Raw genomic sequence first — 22,791 nt, 5'->3', positions numbered from 1 at the left:
CTGCGGGCCGCGATCAATCTAGTGCGGACCGGCGGCCACGACCAGTGGCCCGGAACTCACACCCGTGGAACCACCCGCGCACGGTGGGCGTGTGCCCAGGGTCCGCCACGCACCCCAGTACGGGGCCACCAGACGAAATTGCTGGGCTGCAACTTTCGGTCCGCACTCACAAAACGCACCCGGAAAAGTGCCTTCTATGGTGTGAAGCACCTCAACGAACTCCTGGTGGCCGGGCAAGGCGTCCTGCTCCGCCGCGAGGAGCGGTCTCTCAGCGTTCAACTCGACTACTGTCTGCGGACCGGCTCGCTCGTGTCGACGCTGCCCGGCATCTACACAGCCCCACAGCCCGGCTGGCAGGCGCGGATCCGGGCGGCCGACGCGTTTCGGGCGGGCTGTGTGATCACGGGCGCAGCGGCAGCCCTGATCACCTGGTGGCCCGAGTGCCCCATCACTGAAGTGTCCGTGGCGGTGCCCCACAAGGTGCGCGGGAGCTATCCGGGCTTCGTGTGGGAGCAGCGGGAGGTTCATCCCGACCTGATCGCGCACACCGAAGGCCTGCGGGTGGCCGGGCCCGCCTTGTCGGTCCTCGACCTTCTTCCTGCTTTGGGTGGCACCGTGATCGACGAAGCCCTGCGACGGGGCGCCGTTCAGCTTGCCGACCTGTGGCAGGCACTCCGCCTGTCACCCCACCGCCCGGGCAATCATCTACGTCGTGACCTGCTGGAGGACTCCCGCGACGAACCGTGGTCTGAGGCTGAGCGGGAGGCGCACCGACAGCTCAGGCAGGCTGGTCTGACGGGATGGCGAACCAACCACCGCGTCACAGTGAAGGACCTGACGTACTTCCTCGACATCGCATTCCCCAGACTTCAGCTCGCCATCGAGATCGACGGCTGGGCTCACCACCACACCAAGAAGTCGTTCGTCGCAGACCGTTGGCGCAGCGTGCGTCTCAGCACCGCCGGTTGGTTGGTCCTACCGTTCGCAGCCTCCGCGGTTCTGGAGGAACCCGACGCCTTCGTCGAGGCAGTTCGTGAGGCGGTTGAGCACCGCCGTGCCGCGCAAGAGTTCTGACAACTGCATGCCAGTGACCCAGCCGATCAGTCACTGACTGGTCCAGCGGATCACTGGCATGCAGTTTTCAGACAAACCCCCGGAACAACCCTTGTCTGGAGTGCCTTCGCCGTGCCGCCCAGCTCAGCCGTCGACCCCGTCGATCAGGCCGCTCATGGCCCGCACCTGTTCCAGCAGCCGATCGCGGAGGTCGACCCCTGGTGTACCGGCGATGACCATCGCCGAACTGACGGCCGTGATCACGATCCCGAAGGCGAGCCTGGCCGCCTGCGGGTCACCGACCCGCTCGTCGATCAGGGCGTGGAACGGCTTCAGCCGTTGCAGGGTCTGCTGCCAGAAATCCATCAGCAGCGCCGGGTGGGCGCGCAGCATGTCCTTGATCCGCGGATAGTCGGTCGGCAACGCGACGTTGCGCGAGACCAGCTCGCAGGCGTCCACCACCAGGTGGCCGGTCGCCGCCAGGAACCGTTGGCGTTCGGCCTCCGGGATCTCGGCGACGGGCAGGTCGAAGGCGGCCGCCAGCTTGGTCGGGTAGTAGTTGAAGAAGGTCCGGGGCGACACCTCGACCTCGTCGCAGATCTCCTCGATCGTCACGTCGTCGGCGCCGCGCTCGGTGACCAGCCGCAACGCCACCGAGTGCAGCGCCGCGCGGGTGGCCCGCTTCTTGCGCTCCCGCAGCGACGTGCACGGTTGTTCGGTCACGTTCCTCATCATCCCAGCCCGTGCGCCGCTGGGGGCGGCGATCTCCGCGGTCACGACGACGCCCGCTCGGTGCTGGGCGTGTCGGCCTCGGCCGCTGTCTGATCGTCAACCACGGTCGGCGAGTCGGCGTCGGTCTGCGCCCCGGCCTCCTCAGCGGCCGCTTCGGCGGCGGCCGCCCGCTCCTGCATCGCCGAGCGGGTCCGCAGGGGCGGCACCCGGAAGAACCAGGTGATGACGAACGCCAGCAGCATCACGCCTAAGCCGACCCAGTAGATCGTCACCACCGAGGTGTTGAAGCCCGCCAGGAACGGCTTGGTGAGCCGCGGATCGGCTCCGGTCAGGAACGAGGTGTCGCTCGAGCTGGTCTCGGTCTTGACGTTGTCGGTGTCGCCGTTCTTGATCGACTTGACCATCTCGGGCACCAGTTCGTCGATGATCGCCCGGCGCTGCACGGGGTCGCTGTAGTCGATGGTCAGCTTGCCGTCGACGACGCTGAAGTGCTTGTCCTTGGCGACCTTCTTCAGCGCCTTGGCCTCGGCGTCGGGGACGAGCTCCTTGACCTTGGAGTTGATCAGCTTCTCGACCTTCGACAGCTGCTTGGCGCCGGCGCTCAGCTTCTTGGTGCCGGACGCCGCGGCCTGCGTGCCCGTGGTGAGCGCGCTGCCCTTCTCGGCCGCCGTGCTGGCGCCGGTGGCGAGCTGCTTGGTGCCGGTCGCCAGTTGCTCGGTACCGGACGCCAACCCCTTCGATCCGCTGGCCAGCTGGGCCAGCGCGTCGGACAGCCCGGGCTTGCCGGAGGCGCCGTTGAGGTAGCCGCTGGTGGTGTAGACGCTGGTGCCGAGCGCCTTCATGGCGGCGCTGACGGCGGTCTGGTCGTCGGTCAGCTTGCCGCAGGCGGTTTCGTCGCCGCCGGCGCACTTCTGCTGGTCGGTGCCGAGTGACGTCATCGCGGCACTCAGTTCGGCGAAGTCGGCGGTGGCCTGCTTGGCGTTCTTGGCGGCCGTCTTCTCGGCGGTGCTGACCTTGGCCAGTCCGGTCGAGAGCTGGCCGGCGCCGGTGGCGATCTTGGCCGCACCGGTGGCCAGCTGTTCGGCACCCGTGCCGATCTGGCCGACGCCGTCGACGAAGGCGCCGGTGCCGGTGCTCAGCTTGCCCAGCCCCTTGCTGACCGCCGAGACCCCGTTGGCCAGCTTGCCGGCGCCCTTGGCCGCGCTCTTGTGGACGGCGTCGGCGACCTTCTCCCGCACCGCCGCCTCGACCTTGTCGTGCACGGTGTCGGTGGCGTCGGACAGCTTGTCGTCGACCTTGTCCTTGATCTTGTCGACGATCGGCGTCCACATCTGCGCCATGATCGCGGCGTTCTCGGGCGCGTTGGCGACCGCGGGGTCGAGGGCGGCGTCCAGCGCGTCGGTGAGGGTCTGCTCGTCGGTCAGCGAGTTGGTGATGTTGGCGGGCAGCAGGCTGAACAGCAGCGACAGCATGATCGCCGTGCCCAGGGTGCCGCCGATCTGCCGGAAGAAGGCGGCCGAGCTGGTGGCCACGCCGATGTCGCGCGCTTCGGCGGACGCCTGGGCCGACATCGTCAGCGTCTGCATCAGCTGGCCGAGGCCGAGGCCGATGACGAACATGGCGATCATCAGGTACCACAGCGGCCGGTCGAGCGTGATGAACGCCAGGATGCCGAAGCCGACGGCGGTGGTGAAGGTGCCGGTGATCGGGAAGACGGCGTACTTGCCGGTGCGCATCACGATCTGGCCGGAGCCGATCGAGGCGATCATCACGCCGACCATCATCGGCAGCGTCGCGAAGCCCGATTCGGTCGGGGTCAGTCCGTTGACGATCTGCAGGTACAGCGGAATCGTCAGCATGGCTCCGAACATGCCGAAGCCGACCAGCACGCTCAGCACCACGGTGGTCGAGAAGGTGCCCGAGGAGAACAGCCGCATCGGGATGATGGCGTCCGAACCCATCGCCCGTTCGACCAGGATGAACGCGAGCAGGCCGACGCCGCCGATCACGTAGCAGGTGATAGACCCGGCCGACGTCCAGCCCCAGTCGCGGCCCTGTTCGGCGACCAGCAGCAGCGGGGCGAGGGTGCCGACGACGAGGGTCGCGCCCCACCAGTCGATCCGCGGATGCCCGTGCGACTCGTGCGGCAGGTGCAGGAAGGCGATCACCATCAGCAGGGCGATCGCACCGACTGGCACGTTGACCAGGAACACCCAGCGCCAGCCGGACACCCACAAGATGGTGTCGGTGCCGGCGAACAGTCCGCCGATCAGCGGTCCGATGACGGACGCGATTCCGAACGTGGCGAGGAAGTAGCCCTGGTACTTGGCGCGCTCGCGGGGAGCGAGAATGTCGCCGATGATGGCCAGCGGCAGCGACATCAGGCCGCCGGCGCCGAGGCCCTGGAAGGCGCGGAAGGCCGCCAGGCCCAGCATCGAGGTGGCGAAGCTCGACAGCAGCGACCCGAGCACGAAGATGGTGATGCTGACGATGAAGAGCGGACGCCGTCCGAACTGGTCGGACAGCTTGCCGTACAGCGGGGTGGTGACCGTCGCCGCGATCAGGTACGCGGTGGTCACCCAGGCCTGCTGATCGAGACCCTGGAGATCGTCTCCGATGGTCCGGATCGCGGTGCCGACGATCGTCTGGTCGAGGGCGCTGAGGAACATGCCCGCCATCAGCGCGTAGATGACCAGCATGATCTGCCGGTGACTCATGATCGGGTTGGACGCCTCGCTCGGCTCGACGGGGCGTTCCAGAGTGGCTGCGGCCACGGTTCCTCCTGCTACATGCGAAACGCCACCGAACTCTGCGGCAGCGCATGATTACGGTAACGCAGATTTGCAGCAATGCAAAAAGATGGGCGCATGGTGGTCGGGGTCGCTCCAGCCGGTGGGCCCACGCGCCCAGCCTGTCCGGCTGCCGCTGCCGTGGGGGCCGCGCCCCAGCCTCGACCCCCGTCATCCCGGCGCACGCCGGGATCTCTATCGACCCGACCTGGCGTCCCGACCCGTCACGCCGCCGCGCGCGGAATCTCATCACGCCCGGGAATCCTCCGCCCCGCTCGCCGGTTGCACCTGCCATGACGACGATGCGTGCAGCGACCTATGACCACTTCGGCGACGATTCCGTGCTGGCCGTGACCGACCAACCGCTCCCCCGGATCGCACCCGGCGAGGTGCTGGTGCGGGTCAAGGCCGCCGGGGTGAACCCGGTCGACTGGAAGGTGATGTCCGGCGGGCTGGAGGCCATGATGGAGACCCAGTTCCCGGTCGTCCCAGGCTGGGACGTGGCCGGCGTCGTCGAGCAGGTGGGCATCGACGTGACCGACTACGCGGTCGGCGACGAGGTGATCGGCTACGCCCGCAAGGACTGGGTGCACGGCGGCACGTTCGCCGAGTTCGTCGCGGTCCCCCGTCGCTGCCTGGCCCGCAAGCCCGAGCGGCTGAGCTGGCAGCAGGCCGCCGGGCTGCCGCTAGCCGGTCTGACCGCCTACCAAGTGCTGCACCGCCTAGGCCTGGACGCCGGCAAGACAGTGCTGATCCACGGCGGCGCGGGCGGGGTGGGCTCGTTCGGCGTCCAGGTCGCGGTGGCGGCCGGCGCCCGGGTGATCGCCACCGCGTCCGAGAGCAACCACGAATACCTGCGCGACCTGGGTGCAGAGCCGGTGACCTACGGCGACGGACTGGCCGACCGGGTGCGGGCGCTGGCGCCGGAGGGCGTCGACATCGTGGCCGATTTCGTGGGCGGCGTCCTGGACGCCACGCTCGCGGTGCTGGCCGACGGAGGCGTCCACGCCTCGATCACCGACCCCGCGGTGCTGGGCGCCGGCGGACAGTGGATGTGGGTGCACCCCGACCCCACCGACCTGGCGGCCCTGGCCGAACTGGCACAGTCCGGGGCGGTCGACGTGACGGTGACCGCGACCTTCGCCCTCGACCAGGTACCGGACGCCTTCGCCCTCAGCCGCGAGGGACACACCCGCGGCAAGATCGTGATCGACCTCACCTGAGCCCCGGTGTGGACCGAGGGGACGGTTCCCCTCGGTCCACTTCCCAGCGAACGCCCTGCGAGCCGAGCTTGGCCAGCCTGACCACGCCTCATTTGGACGCCCCCAAGACCGCGTCCCGGCCGCGATTGCTAGGCTCCGGAAATGCTCGACGACCGCGTCCGCGAGTCCCTGCGTGCCTTTGTTGCTGAGCGTGACTGGGCTCAGTTCCACACGCCCAGCAATCTGGCCAAGAGCATCGCGATCGAGGCCGGAGAGTTGCTCGAGTGCTTCCAGTGGAACGACGATGCCGACCTGGAGCAGGTGCGCGGCGAACTGGCCGACGTCCTCACTTACTGTGCCCTGCTGGCCGATCGGCTCGGACTCGACCCGTCCGAGATCGTCCTCGACAAGCTGGCCGTGACCGGTGCGAAGTACCCCGCTGACCAGGCGCGCGGCAGGAGTGATCGCTATGACGTCCTTTAGGATCGAGCACCTCACGTTCGACAATCAGGCTGTCGCCGCCTGGCAGCCGATCGACATCGCGCATTCAAACTGGCCCGTGGTGTACGCACTCAACAGCGCCCGCGAAATCTACATCGGCGAGACCCTGGACGCCGCTGGGCGCTTCCGCCAACACTTGGGCAAGCCCACCATGGCCCCGCTTCGCACCATTCGCGTGGTGATCGACGATACGTTTAACAAGTCCGTCTGCCTCGATCTGGAGTCGTTCCTGATCAGGCTTCTGGCGGGCGAGGGCCACTTCCAGGTTCTGAACGCCAACGCGGGCATCACCGATCGCAACTACTACGACCGGAACCGCTACCAGCAACTCTTCGGCGACATCTTCGACGAACTGCGCAGGGAGGGGTTGTTCCAGCGCAGCATCAAGGACATCGAGAACAGCGACCTGTTCAAGTTGTCGCCGTTCAAGTCCCTCAGTGAGGACCAGGCGCTGGTCGTCCTGGACATCATGGAAGGCTTGTTCGACGATCTGGAAGCGGGTCGTAGGCACTCCATTGTCATTCAGGGGGATCCCGGCACAGGCAAGACGATCGTCGGCATCTTTCTCATCAAGCTGCTGCGGGACATCCAGACCGCCGATCTGCACGACGAGTTCTACACCGAGTCGGTGTTCTCAGACTTCTTCCTGCCCGATTACGCCAGCCTGCTGAAGGACTGCCGCATCGGTCTGGTCGTGCCCCAGCAGTCACTGCGCGACTCGATCAGGAAAGTGTTCCGACAGACACCCAAGCTGGCGCAGCCCATGGTGCTGACACCGTTCGACGTCGGCAAGAGCGACGAGGAGTGGGATCTGCTCATCGTCGACGAGACGCACCGGCTGAATCAGCGCGCCAACCAGTCTTCCGGCATGCGGAACCGCGACTTCGGGCTGATCAACCAGAAGCTGTTCGGCGCCGACGACTACAGCCGGACGCAGCTCGACTGGATCGAGGCCAAGAGCCGCTACCAGATCTACCTGTTGGACTCGGCTCAGAGCGTGCGCCCGGCCGACCTGCCGCCCGCCCTCGTCGCCTCCCTGATCGACATGGCTCAAGCCGACCAGCGGCTGTACCGTCTGCACTCCCAGATGAGAGTCCGGGCCGGCAGCGACTACGTGGGGTACGTACGCGGGGTTCTGGACGGCAGTGTCACCGTGCCCCAATCCTTCGGCGACTACGACCTGAGGCTGTACGACGACTTCGCGGCGATGCAGCACGCCATTCAACGTCAGGATCGACGCCACGGCCTCGCGAGGTTGGTGGCGGGGTTCGCCTGGCCGTGGGCGAGCAAGAGGAACAAGGCGGCTTACGACATCGAGCTGGACGGCGTTCGACTGCGGTGGAACAGCACAGACAAGGACTGGATCAACTCCAAGGGGTCGCTCAACGAGGTCGGTTCCATCCACACGGTGCAGGGTTACGACCTCAACTACGCCGGCGTGATCATCGGCCCTGACCTTCGCTTCGACCCCGTCACTGGCCGGACGACCTTTCACCGCGAGTCGTACTTCGACGCCAAGGGCAAGGAGAACAACCCGCGCTTGGGCAGGACGTACACGGACCAGGAGCTGCTCGGCTTCGTGCGGAACATCTACTCGGTTCTGCTGACGAGAGGGATGCGGGGAACCTACGTATACGCGGTGGATCCCGCACTGCGCGAGCACCTGCGCCGCTTCATCCCTGCTGCTGCGTGATGCCCGTCGCTCGGCGAATCAGCGACGCATCTCGAGCTCAAGCGGGCGATCGCGCTGGCCATTCGAAGTATCGGCTGCCGCGCCGTTCTCGAAGCAGTTCCAGCCGGAGAAGACATGGGAGGGTGGCGCGCGGATGTGCTCGGCATCTCGCCGACTGGCCGTCGAACTGGCGTTCGAAGCCCAGCTCGCCGAAATGACAGTCGAGGAAGGTCTCGGCGCACCGATCGCTACGCAGCCGATGGAGTCGGGTGCGTGGGGGTGTCGTCCAAGGAACGCGTCCTGGATGTCCGCGTTGCCGAGCTGTCATGTGCTTACCGCGGACGGCCCGCTCACTGCGGACCGGGGGCTGGCCCGACTGGTCACGAAGGGGCCGCTTGCACGGTGGGAGCAGGCGAGCCCGTCAAGTTTCACAAGGTCGCACGGTGGGAGCAGGCCGAACCCGTCAAGTTTCACAAGGTCGCACTAGGACTTCTCAACGGCCGGATTGAGGTGGTGAGCGACCACAGCTACGCCGAAACCTCGGGTGACCGCAGCCGTTTCATCCGCGACGCCGTGCTCGTGGTTGGGGCTGAAGACGTCCGGCGACTCGCGTCCCTCAGGGCGGCAGAGCGCGACGCCAAGGCCAGGTTCCGCGGGTCGCACGAGTCGCACGAGAGAACTCGCCTCGACCATGCTCGACACTCAGCCAACCTCACGGCGCCATACGAACGCCACACCGCGTGTTTCAACAGGCTCTTGCACTGGCGGCCTCCGATCTCGGGTGCAGAGAGATCTGCCTTGGGGTACCGCGAAGCCTTGGGATGGCGTCTTTCCCACACCATTGAGGTTGGCTCGCGGCTCAGATGCAACGGCTCGTGCCGCCGTCCTGTTGGCTCAACCAGCGGGAAGCGAGGCCCGTCTCTGGGCGGTTGTGTGCCCAGTGGCCGGCAAGGCGACTCCTGCGCTCGGCCGGGGTTGGCGGCGACGCGGCGTTCGCGTTCTCGTCGAGTCTGTGGGCGAGGCCCGTAGGGTCGCGGACAGCCTGGAGTGGTCAGCGTCGGCACTCACAGTCGTGTCCGGAACTGAATCAGGAGGGGACGACAACGCAAGCACCGATCGTCGGAGACGTCTGAGACTTCGCGAAAATGCCGATTGTTCCAGACCAGGGGCCGTGGCAGTCTGCCGACCATGACCGACTTCTCCGTCGAGTGCGCGGCCGGCAGCCTGCGCTCCTTGTCCGAGTCCGCGCCGGTGGCTCACTTCGCGCATCGATGGACGGACGGTGGCGTGGACGTGAGCGCCGATTTCACCGGCGCCCATTTGCTGCATCTGTCCGTCGCCGCCTGCGTCCTGAACGACCTGTATCGCGAGGCCGACAAGCGTGGTGTCATTCTGGACGGTGTCCGGGTAACAGCCTCCGGTGGCTTCAGCGACGACTGGGCGTCCACGGGCATCACTTACCGGGTTGACGTCGACTCCCCCGCAGAGGTCGCAGTTGTCGATGAACTCGTCGCGCTGGTGGACGAGATCGCCGAGATCCCGCGCGCGGTCCGTGCCGGTGCCGGCGTGCAGCGCACAGTCTGACTTGGCGCTCGGGTTCTCCGGTTCGGCGGGCCGCCCGGACGAGCCTGCCTGAGAGGGTTAGTCCCGCCTCAGCCCGGCGAGCAACAGTGCCACCGCGGCTCTCGACGACGACCGGATCGCAGACGACGCCGAATCGGGACACCCACTGGTCGGGGCTATCGTGGTCTGCATGAGTGCCCGTGTGGTCGCCTGCCCGTCGTGCGGCACCAAGAATCGCGTTCCCGTGGCCGGCAAGGGGCGTGCGCAATGCGCCTCGTGTCACACCTCCCTGCCCTGGCTGGTGGACGCCGGCGATGACGACTTCACCGCCGCCACCGAGACCGGCCAACTGGTGCTCGTCGATCTGTGGGCGCCCTGGTGCGGCCCGTGCCGTCAGGTCGCCCCCGTACTGGAACGCCTCGCCACGCACTACGCCGGACGGGTGAAGGTGGTCAAGGTCAACGTCGACGACAACCGCCGTATCGCCCAGCGCTTCGACGCCAGCAGCATTCCCACCCTCGTGATGCTGCGTGACGGCAGGCCCGTGGCGCGCCTGGTCGGCGCCCAACCCGAGCCTGTGCTCAAGGCCCGCATCGACGCGCTGCTCGCGCCCTGACTCCTCGCCCCTGACTTCGCTGACCAATCGCGCCCTGACTCCTCGCCCCTGACTTCGCTGACCAATCGCGCCTGACTCGTCGCGCCCTGCTTCAACGCGTCTTGATTCAACGCCACGCCAGTACCCTGACCCATGACCCAGCCCGACAACGTCGAATACGGTGACCGCGAGGTCGCGCTACCCAATGAGATTCTTCGTAGCGTGGTGGGCAGCGGCGTGCACGGCATCGCCATCGAGGGCACCGACGACCACGACGAGATGGGCGTCTACATCGAACCTCCCGAGTACCTGCTGGGCGTCGAGCGACACCGCGACGACTACATCTGGCGCACCCAGCCCGAGAGCGTCCGCAGTGGGCCGGGCGACACCGATCTGGTCATGTACAGCCTGCAGAAGTACCTGCGGCTGGCGATCAAGGGCAATCCGACGGTGATGCTGCCCCTGTTCGCACCCGAGCAGTCACTGGTGGTGCTGACGCCACTCGGTGAAGAACTGCGAGCTCTGCGGACGTCGTTCCTGTCGCGCCTGGCCGTCGAACGCTTTCTCGGCTACATGCGCAGCCAGCACGAGCGCATGCTCGGACAGTCGAAACGCAACGTTCCCAACCGTCCCGAACTGATCGTCAAGTACGGCTGGGACGTCAAGTACGGCAGCCACGCCCTACGACTGGCCCATCAGGGCTACGAGATCGCCGGCACCGGCACCCTCACGTTGCCGATGCCGACCCGCGAACGTGAGCAGGTGCTAGCCGTGAAGCGCGGCGAGGTGCCCCGCGACGAGGTGTCGCGCGAGATCGGACGGCTCGAAGCCGCCGTCCGCGACCTGCTCGACACCGGCCGGACGCCCGTGCCCGCGACAGCCGACTACACCCTGATCTCTGCCTGGGCGGTCAACGCGCAGCGCCGGCACTGGCGTTGGGTGTAGGTCGGCGATCAGCGGCGAAGGAGTAGCCGTGCGATGGTCGCCTTCTCTTCAGGGGTGCCCCATCGGCCGGTCGCCTGTTCCAGCACGTTGAGGGTTGGGCGTGACCCGTGCCACAGGGCCAGGTCGAGGCGTCCACCTGGGTCGTGCCAACCCAGGTCGCGGTAGATGGGCGTCGCGGCGTCGTGATGCTGCCGCCAACTCTGCCCCGCCGCGGTGACGAGCAGAGCCAGCAGACCTGCATCGCGCTCGAACTCGCGGCCCAAAGGGAGCCGAGATCGAATGTGGCTCAGCAGGCCCACCGGATCGTCGACCACCTTCTGCCCGGCCTTGGTAACGCTGAGCACACCCTTCGACTTGCGCACCAGGCCCAGTGCCGTGGCCGACTCGCGCAGGTGGTACACGGGCATCGTGTAGTCCTCGCGATTGCCTTTGCCGACGAACTCGATTTCCAGGTCGAGGTCGGCGACCAACCTCTCAACCACGGCGGGTGGCAGATAGCCGGCAGCCGTCAGCCTGAGCCGACCGCCGACCAGCCGCATGAAGTGCTGATACCTCGACACGGCACCCGCGATCAGCTCGGGCTCGGGCTCGACCCACCCTGCCAGCGCCCGATTGAGCAGACTCTGCAACCCTCTGGGCGACGAGATCGTGCGCACCACAACGATGGCTGGCCTTGCTGCAAGTTCGTCGCCGTGTGTGCCTCCTCACCCACGGGTCGACACATCGCTTTGGTTGCCCTGAAGGTCAGGCAGGTTCGACCGTCCGGCCCTGGTTCAGGTGATGGACGCCTCGTAGATCGACCCGATCGATGCGGCCAGCGTGGCGTCGAACTGGGCGTCGCTCTGATCGACCCGCAACCCCTCGGTGAGCGCCCGGCTGAAGCTGGCGATCACCCCGTGGTTCTGGGCCAGCAACCGGTTCGCCTCGTCGCGGCTGTACCCGCCCGACAACGCCACCACGCGTAGCACGCTCGGGTGGGCCACCAGGTCGGCGTACAGGTCGGGCTCGCTCGGAATGGTCAGCTTCAGCATTACCCGCTGCCCCTGCGGCAACGACCCCAGCCGGCTCAGAATGCCCTCGGTGACCAGTGCCTCGGCCTCGGCCTTGTCGGAGGCCTTGATGTCGACCTCGGGTTCGAGAATCGGCACCAGCCCGGCGTCGAGAATGCGCCGGCCCACCTCGAACTGCTGATCGAGCACCGCGTCGATGCCGGCTTCGTTGGCCGCCTGCACGAACGAGCGCATCTTGGTGCCGAACACGTGCTTGGAAAGGGCGTGTTCGAGCAGTGCGTCCAGTTCGGGCATGGGCTTCATCACCCGTGCGCCGTCGGCGGCCTCGGCCAGCCCTTTGTCGACCTTCAGAATCGGCACCACGCCCTTCACGTGCCACAGAAAGTCGGGCACGTCGATGCCGTCGATGTCGCGGTTCATGGTCTGCTCGAACAGAATCGCCGCCAGAATCTTGTCGCCGCTGAACGCCGAACTGGTGATGATGCGGGTGCGGTAGGCGTGAATCAGGTCGAACATCTCGTCGTCGCCCGAGTAACCGTCGGGTTCGATGCCGTACCGTTTCAGCGCACCCGGCGTGCTGCCACCCGATTGGTCGAGGGCGGCCACAAACCCCAGGCCCTGACCCATTCGCTCGTACTGTTCGGTGTTCATGGCTCCTCCTCTCACGTCGCCGCCGAGGGTCGCCACTGACCGTCGGTGGGGCCGTGAACACCTTCAACACTACGCCGAACGAACACACGGCAAGGCGCTTTCAGCCAGCCGTCACCCTCACCCCGCCGGTCGGTCTCGACAAGCACGACCAACAACCGGGTCGATCGGGCCCGTCCCACCACGTAACTGCCCTCGTGACACGTCGCTGCCTGCCTGCACGCGGGCGGTTACGTGCCACAAAGGCAGCTACGTGGCGAAACAGCACCAGATGGACGTCCACCGGCCCGGCAGCACACCACCCCCGACTCGGGTCACAAGATCCCGGCGTCCGCCGGGACGACGTGGTTCGTAGGCTGGCCTGGATCAGTCCGGCAAGGTAGGACAGGAGCAACCGTCGCTCAAGGCAACGGACGCGACCATGCGGGGGCCGACACGCTCGACCAAAGGAAGCTCCAAGCGGAGCGGGGCCGCCCCTGTCAGGGCGTGGTCGGGCGTTTGCGCACAGCGAGGCGCTAGCCGAGCAGTTCCGCAAGGGCGGGACAGGGGCGGCCCCGCTCCGCGGAACAGACGCAACCACGGGGGTCTCGACAAGCTCGACCAACGCCACGCTCGACCAACGACAAGCTCGACCAGCGATACGTCAGAAGTCCGCCGCTGGGCGGGTCAGCAGGTGATCAGCCGCGGCGGCGAGAAACGCCCGAAACTGCTCAGTCTGATCTGCCTGCTGGTGGCGCTGCTCACCGCCCTGATCAGCGGCAACGGGGCGGTCGCGGCCCTGATTCCGGTGGTGGTCGTGGTGGCTATCAGGGTGGGCATCGCTGCTGCAGATGCTCATGGCGCTGGCCTTCTCGGCGCACGCCGGCTCGCTGCTGGCGCTCACCGGCACAGCGGTCAACATCATCGTGAGCGAAGCCGCCGCCGACGCCGGGGCTCGTGCACCGCTACGACATCGGCCGCGCGACGGGGGTGGACGTACCCCGCGACCCCACCGATGCCGACGTCGTCGCCCAGGTGGTGCGAGACCTGGGGCTGGCTTGGACGGGCCCCGCGTTCGTTCTGCGGTTGAGCGGCACCGGCGTCGGCGAGTGGCAGGTGAGGGCAGGGACGCCTGATGACGCCGCCCTCGTGACCCTCGACTCGGTCGACTACCTTCGGCACCTCTCGGGCCGGGCCGTCAGCCCCGACCTGTTCGCCGGCACGCCCGAGTCGGTGCGCGGTCAGCTGCGAGACGCCCGGGTTCTGATCGCTGCTCACGCCAGCGCTGTTCACTCCCCCTCACTGGTCGAGCAGATGACGCGCGCCGGCCCTTTGCTCACATGAAAGCCGACGCCCTGGTCGGCGCCGGTGACCGGGCCGGACGGTTTCGACTCAGCTGGGCCTCCCCTCGGTTCATGGTGGGCGCGAACCTACTGCGGGGCGACGACGATTTCGAGATCATGGAGCGATGAGACCCCGTCGTGACGCATCCAAGCCGGGCCAGCGGTCGGTCTGGGACTTCCCTCGTCCACCGGCGTACGAGCAGTGGCACGAGCACGTCGAGGTGCGCTTCGCAGGCCGGACCATCGCAGCCACCGACGACGCGTGGTGCGTGCTCGAAACCTCGCACCCGCCCACCTACTACCTGCCGCTCTCGGCCTTCGAGCCGGGCGTTCTGCGCGAGGTGGACGGCGTCGGCACCGTCTGCGAATGGAAGGGTGCCGCCAGCTACTACGACGTGGTGGTCGGCGACCAGGTGGCCGCACGGGCCGCCTGGACCTACCGCAACCCCCGAGGCGACGCCGCCGTGCTGCGCGATCACGTGGCGCTCTACGCCCGTGAGATGGACGCCTGCCTGGTCGACGGCAGTCCGGTCACGCCCCAGCCGGGCGGGTTCTACGGGGGCTGGATCACCCCCACTGTGAGCGGGCCGTTCAAGGGGTCACCGGGCACGATGGGGTGGTGAGGGCTCTGGCCTCTCACCCGAGGCTCGCACCGTTGAAGCGCGAGTGGCGCGGGCGCTAGCCGTCGAACCTTCCCTTGGTGACACCCTCGGAATCGGACGGCCGGTCGTGCGAGGCGTACTTGCGCACCAGGCTCATGTGCCCGCCCAGCACTCCGCCGGCACTCAACGCCGCCGCAGCCACCCCGGTCAACGCCGCGGCCGCCGGCGACCAGCCCCGCCGCCGGGTCAGGTACGACAGCGCCGAGGCCACCGCCGCGGTGGCGTTGAGGCCCGCGTGGGCGATGCCGACCCGTTGGGTGCGTTCGTCGGCGTGCACCCACTCCGCCCAGCCGCTGAGGGCCGCCGGCGCCAACGTGACCCAGGCCAGCCCCATCAGCAGCCGCGACTGTGCCTGTGCCTTGCGGCCCTGCACCACGTCGAGCACCGCCGCCGACAGCACCGCACCGATCGGCACCTGCACCAGCACCGGGTGCAGTGCGTGACCCAGCGGACGTCCCCTCAGCGCATCGCTCACGGGGCCCTCGCCCAGCAGCGAACCCATCGGTTTCGCCATCTCTTCGGCCGCCCGGCCCAGGGATTCGCTCTGCTCGAGCCGCTCCATGAAGGCGGTGGTCGACGTTGTCGCTGCGTGCGCTGCGGGCATGGGTCCTCCTGAAGTCCGACTGGCCTCACGCTACGCCGCGCAGCACCGTTTGCAGCCATCCCTTGGGCTGTTCCGTCCGTTGGGGTGTTATCGCGCGTCGGCAGCGTTTTTCACCCCCTGGCAGGGGTTCATGCGGTGGCGATGGTGGCAGTATCAGGGTGAGCGTGCGAGGGGTGCGATGACGAACAGACTTGTCGCCGGTGCGGTTCTGCTGCTGTCGGCTGCGCGAGCAGGCCGGCGTCCGACGCTCCCGCGGTCGCCGTCGCCCATACCCGCGCGTCGGTGGCGAGTCGAACCCTCGCCGTTCGGCTCGAGCTCGACCTGCGCAGCACCGCCGCCTACACGCAGGTGATGCTGCAGACCAGCCGCGACGCGATCGCCGACGCCCAGCGTGAACTCGCCGTCGCCCCCGAAGCCGACCACGAGCGCTGGGCCGTGGCCACGCCGATCGTCAGCCGCGCGGCGTCCGAGGTCAGCGTTCTGGCGCGCACCGGAGCGAGCCGACTGACCGTAGACGATCTGACCCGGCTGAGCGACTGCGACGACGACGTGGTGATCTGCTGCGCCTCCGTGGACGCCAAACTGCTGACGTCCAGCTGCCCCAACCGGGACTTCACCAACGTGCGACGAAGGGTCTTTCCGTCGCACAGGGTGGACGTCGCCACCAGTTGAGGTAACGGGCTCACCTGAGTGAGGGACGACACCGTGGGTGCGGTGACCTACGCCGCAGGCGGCGCGGCCAAACCGGCGGTGCCCGCCGCAGCAGCGGCAGTCGCAAGCAATGTGGGCAGTGACATGGCAACTCCTTCATCAGACGTGGTCGGCGGCGCCACCTGCGGTGCACAGCGTCTGCGCCCGACTGTCAGAGAGCCGCCGTGGGTCTGTGATGCACCCCAAACAGGCTGCGACCCTCCTTCGCCGGCAGGTTCCACCGGCGTGCCGAGATTCGCCCCGCATCGAGCGGTCGGTGTGGACAAGCCCGGTGGTGGTTCGCCGCACCCCGGACGCCTTCCGTCAGGCGGCATCCTGCGAGTACACAAGTGCGCTGTAAGGGGCGATGGTGAAAGCGGCCGACGAGCTTTGCTGATCCCACGGTTCGTGCTCGGCGTGCAGGTCGCCGGCGTGAACGCAGCCGAAGTCGTGGCCGAACATCGGGGCGTCGGTGTTGCAGCGCAAGCGCCAGACACCCGGCCGCGGTAGGCCGACTCGGTAATCGCCGACCACGTGGGCGCTCAGGTTGACGGCCACGACCACGTCGTCGCCGGCACCGCCGCGCCACCAGCGGTGATACACCAGCAGCTTGCGCTCGCTGTCGACGCGCAGCAGCGCAGTGTGGGCTCCCCTGAGTCCGGCGGTGGTGCCGTTCAGGTTGCGTCGCAGCCCGATCAGCTGGCTGGCCAGGTGCAGGAACCCCGAATGCCGCTGGGCCTTGTCCCACCGCAGCGGCCTGCGGTCGTCGAACCACCCGTCCTCACAGAACTCCTGACCCTGAAACAGTAGGGGCATGCCCGCCGAGGTGAGCGTGAGGGCCAGGCCGAGGGCGGCTCGCTTGCGCGACGGCCACGAGTCGGCGGCGCCCGGGTTGATCGTCTCCGGTACCCGTGATCGTCCGTTGGCGACCTCGTCGTGCGACTCGGTGAAAACGACCCGTTCGTGGGCGGCGCGCAGGTAGTGCCCCGTGACCGCCCGGGCGACCGCAGCCACGTCGCGGTCGGCGTCCCACGGGGTTTCCAGCGCGCGCCGGACCGGATGGACGAAGTCGGCGTCCCACTGGGAGTGAAAACCCAGCCCGCCGTGCTCGACCGGCGCGGTGACCAGCGGGTCACGCTGCATGTCTTCGGCGATCAGCAGCTTCCACGGCTGCCGCGAGCGTAGGTCGGTGGTCACCCCGGCCAGGTAGCGGTGCCCGCCGGCGATGCGGTCCTGCGCACGGTGGGTACTGCCCCACCGCGACCGCACGTAGTTGGTGCCGTCGAAGCGCAGGCCGTCCACGCGGAAATCCTCCAGCCACATCCCCGCCGAGTCGCGCAGAAAGTTGCGCACCTCGCGACGGTCGTAGTTGGGCCGGGTGGCGCCCCAGGGCGTGAGGGCGCGGCGGTCGTTGTAGAAGTACTGGCCTCCGTAACCCCGGCGGTACGACCCGTCGAAGCGCCAGAGGTCAAGGTCGGTCGGGCCAAGGTGGTTGTGCACCACGTCCAGAATCACCGCGATGCCCCGCTCGTGTGCGGCGCGGACGAACCGGGCGAACGCGTGCGGGCCGCCGTAACTGGGTTCGATGGCGAACAGGTGGGACGGGTTGTAGCCCCAACTGCGCGGCCCGGCGAACCCGAAGGGCGGCATCACTTCGACCGCGTTGACGCCGAGCCGCCGCAGGTGATCGAGCCGGCCGATCGCCGAGTCGAAGGTGCCCGGACGGTCGTCCGCTGCGGCGAAGGTGCCCACATGCAGCTCGTAGAGCACCAGGTCGTCCCAGCCCGGCATCTCGAACGGCTGATCGCCCCAGTCGATCGCGCGCGGGTCGAACACCACCGCGTCGCCGCGGCTGTGGGTCACCTGCCGGGCGAACGGGTCGATGCGCCACCGGTACGGCCCACCCCGACGCAGCAGGAACTTGTAGTGCGAGCCGGCGTGGGCCTGCTCGACGAAGACCGACCAGGTGCCGGACCGTGCGTGGTCGGGGGCCATCGGCACCCGGCCCTTGGCGTGCCACCCGGAGAAGTCGCCGGTCACGTGCGCCGTGCGGGCGTTCGGCGCCCAGACCCGAAACGTCACCCCGCCGTGGTGGGGCACGGCGCCCATGCCGGCGTGCGGTGACGGGGCGATCGGCACGGTCACCACTGTACGCACGCATGCTGGGTTTGGTGTGAGCGACCTCATGGCGACGTGCCACCAGCGCGACGATGGTGATGGCAGGAAACTCACCACCCTGATCGTTGACTTCGGCCCCGGTCGATCACCGTGACCGGTTCTTACGCGGCGGCCGGCAGCACCGCGTGCACCCGCCAGAGGTTGCCTCGCCCTGCACCTGTCGGCCCGATCTCGGCATAGCCACCCAACTCTTCGGCACGCACCCCGATCGAGGTGCGTCCCATTCCTGCGGTGAGGTTCGTGTCGCCGGCCGGCAGCGGGTTGGTCACCGTCACGGCGACGGCCTGCCGGCCGACGTCGACCGCCACCCGGGCGGTTTCTCCCGGCGCATGGCGGTCGGCGTTGGTCAATGCCTCGCTGACGATCCGGTACAGCGCCAGCTCGACCGCCGGAGGCAGGTCCACGGTCGCGTCGGGGCACACCAGGTCCGCCCCGGAGCGTGCGGCCCTGGTGGCGATGGCCCCCCACAGGCCGCGCTGCTCCAGCTCCAGCGGCCACAGCCGATAGACGACCCGACGCAGCTCGGTCACCGCGACCCGCAGGTCGCTGCGGGCGGCGTCCAGCGAGTCCCTGGCGGCTTCAACGTCGGTGGCCAACAGGTTACGGGCCGCGTCCGCACGCATCACGGCGCCGGTGAGCAGCGGACCCAGACCGTCGTGCAGGTCACGGTGCAGGGTGAGCTGCTCCCGTTCCCGTACGTCTGCGAGCGCGGCCCGGGCGGTGCGAACCTCGGTGAGCAGTGCGCTCTCGCGCGCCAGCAGGCTGAGCGGCAATGCCACCAACTGCAGGGCGGTCCGATCGTCGCGGCGCAACTGTCGCTCACCGACCCGCAACGTGATCCGGAACGACAGGTCGTCGGGCGCAGCTGAGCCTTCGGCCGACGCGGGCTGGGTGCGCAGCGGAAGCGTCACGATGACGGAGCCGGAAGGCGCCGGCGAGACGCCCACCGCGAGGACCCGATCGCCGGCGACCAGCTCCATCCTCGGCAGTCGCAACTCGCGAGCAGCGTCGGTGAGGGCCGAGGCCACCACCTCGGTCTCGGCGCCGCGCCGATCGCCGACCAGCCAGGCCGTCGCGGCAGGGTCCAGGCGGCCCCCGTACAGAGCCCGGCCGACGGTGCGTCGCAGCAGCGTCAGCAGCGGTGCGTACAGCAGCACCACGGCCACCGCGGTCACGACGTGCACGAGCCGTTCGGCCTGCGGTGGCACGACCGTCAACAGCGCCGACACCACCGACGCGTAGAGGGCGATCACCACGATCACGGCCAGGGCGTGCAGCGCCAGCGAAGACGACGTCACCAGCACCATCGCGACGACCGCGATCGTGACCAACGTGCCGACGGCGGCCGCGATCACACCACCGGCCGGTACCACCTCCGGCGGGGCGAAGAAGACCGGAAAGGACGTGACGATGCCCGCCAGCAAGGCACCCCCGATCGCCAGACCGGCCCATTCCGACCCGCGCCACGCCGGCACGACGAGAACCACGACCACGACGGCGACCAGCACGGTCAGCACCGCCGCGGCCACCGCGGTCACCCCGAGCTGACCGGTTGCCGGGTCGGGGCCGATGTCGAGCGCGGGCACCAACGCCACCAGTGAGATCAGCACCGCCAGCACCAGGCCGATGCGCCGGATGATCATCGCCCGTACCCCGCCTCGCGAGCCCGCACGATCGCCTCGGCGCGGGTGGCGACGCCGAGCTTGAGAAAGATCGACGACACGTGGTTGCCCACCGTCTTCGCAGCGATCCCCAGGCCTTGCGCGATCGCAGGGTTGGACGCCCCCTGCGCAATCAGGGTCAGCACGTCGTGCTCTCGCACGGTCAACTCAGGCAATGACTCGCCGGCCGGACGGCGGGTGACCCGTCCCAGCACGTGTTCGGCGATCCGCGGGGCCAGCACCGCCGACCCGCCGGCCACCGTGCGCAGAGCACGCTCGATCTCTTCGGGCTCCGCGCCCTTGAGCAGGTAGCCGCGCGCGCCGGCGGCGAGGGCGTCGGCGACCAGTTCGTCCTCGTCGAACATCGTGAGAACCAGCACTGCGGTGCCGGGCAGGTCCCGCCCGATTCGCCGTGCGGCCTCCACGCCGTCCACGTTCGGCATCCGCAGGTCGAGCACCACCACGTCGGGACGCGACAGCAGTGCCTCGCGAACCGCCTCGGCGCCGTCCGACGCCTCGCCGACGACCTCGACGTCGGCGAGCGTGCTCAACAGCGCGACCAGACCGCCACGCACGATCGGGTGATCGTCGGCGACGAGCACGCGAATGGGAGTTGGCATGGCGGCATTCTCTCCCGCCGGACGGCCGTCGCTGTAGGGGCCGGCCCCCAGATGAGCCGGGAAGATGTCCGGGCGGTTCCTCTTCGTGCCCGTTGGTTGAGCATGTCGAAACCCGTTGCCACAGGCTCTCGACGGCCCGACACGGGTCTCGACAAGCTCGACCGACGGCGTGGGGTGGGCGTCCCGGTTCGGCCGGGCGATCAACCCGACAATCACCCGGCGGATCGCGGTTCAGCCCCCTGGGTGTGGGACGCCTGCCGCAGCAGGCTCGTTGTCGGGCCGAACCGCGGTCCGACCGAACCTGTGAAGGAGTCAACCATGGCCACCATCAATCCGGCGATGCCCGCCCTCGCCCCGGCTGTTCCACGCCGTCCCGTCTCGCTGCGGATCGGCCTCGCGCTCGCGGCCGCCTTCACCGTGCTCAACGCCATCCCGGCTGTCTCGGAGATCGGCCTGGACGGATCCGCGTGGGACATCCTGGTGATCTTCCTCGCCATCTACTGCCCGTTGACGGCGTTGGTGACCCTGGCGCTGGTGCCGCTGGCCTGGAACGGCCGGCGCCGACCCGCCCAATGGGTGGCGGGCATCCAGGTCGCTTCCATCCTGACCCTGTGGCCGCCGTTCGTCCTGGTGTTCGTCGACGGATTGCCGCTGATGGCACCGATCAGCGCGGGCGTCAGCTACCTGCTCGCCCTGGTGGCCGCCTGGCTGATCCTGCGCGGAATGCGCGCCTCCGACTCCTGAGGGAAGCCCTGATGGCTCCACAGCCCGGCCAAGTTGGGCTTCGATCACCACTTACGAGAGGTCGGTGATGGACGCGGCTCGCTATCATCGCCGTCGTCTGAAGGAGCCTGCCGTGTCATTGAAGAACCATGCCGCTGCGGCGTCCGCCGGCGCCGTGGCGGCCAATGCGGTGCCGCACCTGGCACACGCGGTCATGCGGCAGCCCTTCCCCACGCCGTTCGCCGATCCGCCGGGACGCGCGGATTCCTCCCCGAGGCTGAACGCGGTGTTGGCGGGCCTGAATCTCGCCACTGCTGCCTGGTTGGTGGCCACGCAACGGCGCCGGCTCGGTCGACCGTCGTTCTGGCTGGTCGCGGGCGCGTCAGGGGTTGCGGCCGCATTCGGTCTCGAGGTGTACTTCCGAAGCCTCGATCACCACGTGATCCCCCAGCGGTCGTCGCCCTGACCTGGTGGGCCCTCCTGGGATCGATCCCAAGACCCGCGGAGCTTGATCGCCGAAAGGTCGGGCACCACCCACCGGCTCATGGGCGCGCCGACGGACAGACCCGCGGCCGCTACTGCACCGCTGGCGCGCTCCTGCGCGAACGGATGCAGAGGCTCCGCGACCAGCGCGTGGCTTGAAAGGACCCCTACCCGGGGCTCACCTCCGAGATCCCCGCAGAGGCTGCGCAACACGGGATCTGGTAGACCGCCTCAAGCAGTGGCCAGGTATGCCTCTGCCCAGAGATTCCGGCGTTCGCTGGAGTGACGGAGCCCTCGGGGGCACCAGTCCGTTCTAACCCTGAGAAAGGTCTCGACAAGCTCGACCGACGACTGGTGGGCCCACTGGGAATCGAACCTAGAACCCGCGGATTAAAAGCACGCGGAGAACTGGGTTTTGGCTAGGTAACCTACGGTCGCGTAATCCCCTCGTGCAACAGTCGTGCGACAGAACAGCACCACCGAGGTTGTCGCTGACTGTCGACAGATGCGACTATCTGTCTACACTTGGTTACCATCGCTGAGGAGGTCGGGATGAACACTGTGACGACCAAGAACGCTGCCGCCCATGGCACATCGAAGGCACAACTGGCGCGCGGGGCAAGGGCGGGTCGCTACGAACGCATCGCACGCGGGATCTACCGCCCCACGGACGCCGAGGCCGCCGACCTGGACTGGATCGAGGCGGCCGCCCGGCGCCCCGATGCGATCATCTGTCTGGTGTCGGCGCTGGCCCATCACGGCCTGACCGACGAGATCCCCACCACCCTCGACGTCGCGCTCCCCCGCGGATCCCGCATCCCCGCGACCGCCGGCGCGATCACCTGGCACCTGTTCGACAAGTCGACCTTCGACGTCGGCCGCGAAGAGATCCCGATCCCCGGCACCGACGGCCTGACGATCGGCATGTACAACGCACAACGATGTATCGCTGACGCATATCGCCTTCGTGGCGAACTGGGGTATGAAACGCCGACCGCGGCCCTGCGCGTCTGGCTGGATCGCGGCGGCCAGCCGGCGGAGTTGATCTCGGTGGCCACCAAGCTTCCTCGAGCCAAATCGCCCCTCCTGCAAGCGCTCCAAGCACTGACCTGAACGATCGAGTCCCGTGATGCCCGAG

22 protein-coding genes are annotated in these 22,791 nt (G+C 68.3%); 13 read left to right on the top strand and 9 right to left on the bottom strand.

Annotation, left to right across the window (positions count from 1 at the left end; genetic code table 11):
* The first annotated feature begins 201 nt into the window (after positions 1 to 201).
* On the top strand, positions 202 to 1,074 hold the full coding sequence (locus OIE40_RS08425; RefSeq protein ID WP_264701763.1) for an endonuclease domain-containing protein: 873 nt from the start codon (positions 202 to 204) through the stop codon (positions 1,072 to 1,074).
* A gap of 123 nt (positions 1,075 to 1,197) precedes the next feature.
* Here the strand turns inward: OIE40_RS08425 and OIE40_RS08420 are convergent, their stop codons facing one another.
* Both OIE40_RS08420 and OIE40_RS08415 read right to left on the bottom strand, forming a co-directional pair.
* Entirely contained in the window at positions 1,198 to 1,776 is a 579-nt protein-coding gene (locus OIE40_RS08420; RefSeq protein ID WP_264701762.1) for a TetR/AcrR family transcriptional regulator, read from the bottom strand.
* A gap of 50 nt (positions 1,777 to 1,826) precedes the next feature.
* The gene (locus OIE40_RS08415; protein WP_264701761.1) at positions 1,827 to 4,559 is read right to left on the bottom strand and encodes an MDR family MFS transporter; all 2,733 of its coding nucleotides are present in this window, start codon (positions 4,557 to 4,559) and stop codon (positions 1,827 to 1,829) included.
* Positions 4,560 to 4,876: 317 nt separating this feature from the next.
* On the opposite strand from OIE40_RS08415, the gene OIE40_RS08410 reads away from it, so the two are divergent.
* The 6 genes from OIE40_RS08410 (at position 4,877) to OIE40_RS08385 (ending at position 11,052) form a co-directional block, all read left to right on the top strand.
* On the top strand, positions 4,877 to 5,797 hold the full coding sequence (locus tag OIE40_RS08410; RefSeq protein WP_264701760.1) for an NADP-dependent oxidoreductase: 921 nt from the start codon (positions 4,877 to 4,879) through the stop codon (positions 5,795 to 5,797).
* Positions 5,798 to 5,938: 141 nt separating this feature from the next.
* A complete protein-coding gene (locus OIE40_RS08405; protein ID WP_264701759.1) occupies positions 5,939 to 6,259 on the top strand; it encodes a nucleotide pyrophosphohydrolase in 321 nt (106 codons plus the stop codon).
* The gene (locus OIE40_RS08400) at positions 6,246 to 7,970 is read left to right on the top strand and encodes a DNA/RNA helicase domain-containing protein (protein WP_264701758.1); all 1,725 of its coding nucleotides are present in this window, start codon (positions 6,246 to 6,248) and stop codon (positions 7,968 to 7,970) included. The genes OIE40_RS08405 and OIE40_RS08400 overlap by 14 nt, the downstream gene beginning before the upstream one ends.
* 1,167 nt (positions 7,971 to 9,137) lie before the next feature.
* On the top strand, positions 9,138 to 9,533 hold the full coding sequence (locus tag OIE40_RS08395; RefSeq protein ID WP_264701757.1) for an OsmC family protein: 396 nt from the start codon (positions 9,138 to 9,140) through the stop codon (positions 9,531 to 9,533).
* Positions 9,534 to 9,702: 169 nt separating this feature from the next.
* Positions 9,703 to 10,128: a thioredoxin gene (gene trxA, locus OIE40_RS08390; RefSeq protein ID WP_105187390.1), complete on the top strand. Its 426-nt coding sequence runs from the start codon at positions 9,703 to 9,705 to the stop codon at positions 10,126 to 10,128.
* A 132-nt stretch (positions 10,129 to 10,260) separates the two neighbouring features.
* Complete coding sequence (locus tag OIE40_RS08385; protein ID WP_264701756.1) at positions 10,261 to 11,052, top strand: nucleotidyltransferase domain-containing protein; 792 nt, start codon at positions 10,261 to 10,263, stop codon at positions 11,050 to 11,052.
* Positions 11,053 to 11,060: 8 nt separating this feature from the next.
* Here the strand turns inward: OIE40_RS08385 and OIE40_RS08380 are convergent, their stop codons facing one another.
* From OIE40_RS08380 to OIE40_RS08370, 3 genes are all read right to left on the bottom strand, one after another.
* Positions 11,061 to 11,708 (bottom strand): hypothetical protein, encoded by a 648-nt coding sequence (locus OIE40_RS08380; protein WP_264701755.1) that lies wholly within the window; start codon positions 11,706 to 11,708, stop codon positions 11,061 to 11,063.
* 117 nt (positions 11,709 to 11,825) lie between these two features.
* Entirely contained in the window at positions 11,826 to 12,713 is an 888-nt protein-coding gene (locus OIE40_RS08375) for a fructose bisphosphate aldolase (RefSeq protein ID WP_264701754.1), read from the bottom strand.
* 640 nt (positions 12,714 to 13,353) lie between these two features.
* Positions 13,354 to 13,593 carry a hypothetical protein gene (locus OIE40_RS08370; RefSeq protein ID WP_264701753.1) on the bottom strand — a complete coding sequence of 80 codons (240 nt, stop codon included), beginning with the start codon at positions 13,591 to 13,593 and terminating at the stop codon, positions 13,354 to 13,356.
* Positions 13,594 to 13,646: 53 nt separating this feature from the next.
* Between OIE40_RS08370 and OIE40_RS08365 the strand changes: the two genes are divergently transcribed.
* The gene (locus tag OIE40_RS08365) at positions 13,647 to 14,033 is read left to right on the top strand and encodes a hypothetical protein (protein WP_264701752.1); all 387 of its coding nucleotides are present in this window, start codon (positions 13,647 to 13,649) and stop codon (positions 14,031 to 14,033) included.
* Positions 14,034 to 14,157: 124 nt separating this feature from the next.
* Positions 14,158 to 14,655, top strand: a complete 498-nt coding sequence (locus OIE40_RS08360; protein ID WP_264701751.1) for a DUF427 domain-containing protein — start codon at positions 14,158 to 14,160, stop codon at positions 14,653 to 14,655.
* A 55-nt stretch (positions 14,656 to 14,710) separates the two neighbouring features.
* Here the strand turns inward: OIE40_RS08360 and OIE40_RS08355 are convergent, their stop codons facing one another.
* A complete protein-coding gene (locus OIE40_RS08355; RefSeq protein WP_264701750.1) occupies positions 14,711 to 15,298 on the bottom strand; it encodes a DUF2231 domain-containing protein in 588 nt (195 codons plus the stop codon).
* Positions 15,299 to 15,580: 282 nt separating this feature from the next.
* Between OIE40_RS08355 and OIE40_RS08350 the strand changes: the two genes are divergently transcribed.
* A complete protein-coding gene (locus OIE40_RS08350; protein WP_264701749.1) occupies positions 15,581 to 15,970 on the top strand; it encodes a hypothetical protein in 390 nt (129 codons plus the stop codon).
* A 342-nt stretch (positions 15,971 to 16,312) separates the two neighbouring features.
* Here OIE40_RS08350 and OIE40_RS08345 read toward each other — a convergent pair whose 3' ends face one another.
* The 3 genes from OIE40_RS08345 to OIE40_RS08335 all read right to left on the bottom strand — a co-directional run bounded on the left by OIE40_RS08345 (position 16,313) and on the right by OIE40_RS08335 (position 20,447).
* Positions 16,313 to 18,127, bottom strand: a complete 1,815-nt coding sequence (locus OIE40_RS08345; protein ID WP_264701748.1) for an alpha-amylase family glycosyl hydrolase — start codon at positions 18,125 to 18,127, stop codon at positions 16,313 to 16,315.
* A 140-nt stretch (positions 18,128 to 18,267) separates the two neighbouring features.
* Positions 18,268 to 19,809, bottom strand: a complete 1,542-nt coding sequence (locus OIE40_RS08340) for a sensor histidine kinase (RefSeq protein WP_264701747.1) — start codon at positions 19,807 to 19,809, stop codon at positions 18,268 to 18,270.
* Complete coding sequence (locus OIE40_RS08335; RefSeq protein ID WP_264701746.1) at positions 19,806 to 20,447, bottom strand: response regulator; 642 nt, start codon at positions 20,445 to 20,447, stop codon at positions 19,806 to 19,808. Before OIE40_RS08335 ends, OIE40_RS08340 begins: the two co-directional genes overlap by 4 nt.
* A 318-nt stretch (positions 20,448 to 20,765) precedes the next feature.
* On the opposite strand from OIE40_RS08335, the gene OIE40_RS08330 reads away from it, so the two are divergent.
* The 3 genes from OIE40_RS08330 to OIE40_RS08320 all read left to right on the top strand — a co-directional run bounded on the left by OIE40_RS08330 (position 20,766) and on the right by OIE40_RS08320 (position 22,766).
* On the top strand, positions 20,766 to 21,191 hold the full coding sequence (locus OIE40_RS08330) for a hypothetical protein (protein WP_105184565.1): 426 nt from the start codon (positions 20,766 to 20,768) through the stop codon (positions 21,189 to 21,191).
* 112 nt (positions 21,192 to 21,303) lie between these two features.
* Positions 21,304 to 21,636, top strand: a complete 333-nt coding sequence (locus OIE40_RS08325) for a hypothetical protein (protein WP_264701745.1) — start codon at positions 21,304 to 21,306, stop codon at positions 21,634 to 21,636.
* A 569-nt stretch (positions 21,637 to 22,205) separates the two neighbouring features.
* A complete protein-coding gene (locus tag OIE40_RS08320) occupies positions 22,206 to 22,766 on the top strand; it encodes a type IV toxin-antitoxin system AbiEi family antitoxin domain-containing protein (RefSeq protein WP_413774483.1) in 561 nt (186 codons plus the stop codon).
* The last annotated feature ends 25 nt before the right edge of the window (positions 22,767 to 22,791 follow it).

The sequence above is a fragment of the Micropruina sonneratiae genome (assembly GCF_025972045.1).
Taxonomy (GTDB): domain Bacteria; phylum Actinomycetota; class Actinomycetes; order Propionibacteriales; family Propionibacteriaceae; genus Micropruina; species Micropruina sonneratiae.
Note: the sequence above shows the minus strand (reverse complement) of the source record. Positions and strands in the feature narration are given on the sequence as shown.

Coding starts and splice junctions, on each gene's coding strand:
- OIE40_RS08375 (WP_264701754.1), bottom strand. CDS start 12,713: ATGAACACCGAACAGTACGAGCGAATGGGTCAGGGCCTGGGGTTTGTG.
- OIE40_RS08400 (WP_264701758.1), top strand. CDS start 6,246: ATGACGTCCTTTAGGATCGAGCACCTCACGTTCGACAATCAGGCTGTC.
- OIE40_RS08395 (WP_264701757.1), top strand. CDS start 9,138: ATGACCGACTTCTCCGTCGAGTGCGCGGCCGGCAGCCTGCGCTCCTTG.
- OIE40_RS08330 (WP_105184565.1), top strand. CDS start 20,766: ATGGCCACCATCAATCCGGCGATGCCCGCCCTCGCCCCGGCTGTTCCA.
- OIE40_RS08405 (WP_264701759.1), top strand. CDS start 5,939: ATGCTCGACGACCGCGTCCGCGAGTCCCTGCGTGCCTTTGTTGCTGAG.
- OIE40_RS08385 (WP_264701756.1), top strand. CDS start 10,261: ATGACCCAGCCCGACAACGTCGAATACGGTGACCGCGAGGTCGCGCTA.
- OIE40_RS08340 (WP_264701747.1), bottom strand. CDS start 19,809: ATGATCATCCGGCGCATCGGCCTGGTGCTGGCGGTGCTGATCTCACTG.
- OIE40_RS08355 (WP_264701750.1), bottom strand. CDS start 15,298: ATGCCCGCAGCGCACGCAGCGACAACGTCGACCACCGCCTTCATGGAG.
- OIE40_RS08410 (WP_264701760.1), top strand. CDS start 4,877: ATGCGTGCAGCGACCTATGACCACTTCGGCGACGATTCCGTGCTGGCC.
- OIE40_RS08360 (WP_264701751.1), top strand. CDS start 14,158: ATGAGACCCCGTCGTGACGCATCCAAGCCGGGCCAGCGGTCGGTCTGG.
- OIE40_RS08320 (WP_413774483.1), top strand. CDS start 22,206: ATGAACACTGTGACGACCAAGAACGCTGCCGCCCATGGCACATCGAAG.
- trxA (WP_105187390.1), top strand. CDS start 9,703: ATGAGTGCCCGTGTGGTCGCCTGCCCGTCGTGCGGCACCAAGAATCGC.
- OIE40_RS08335 (WP_264701746.1), bottom strand. CDS start 20,447: ATGCCAACTCCCATTCGCGTGCTCGTCGCCGACGATCACCCGATCGTG.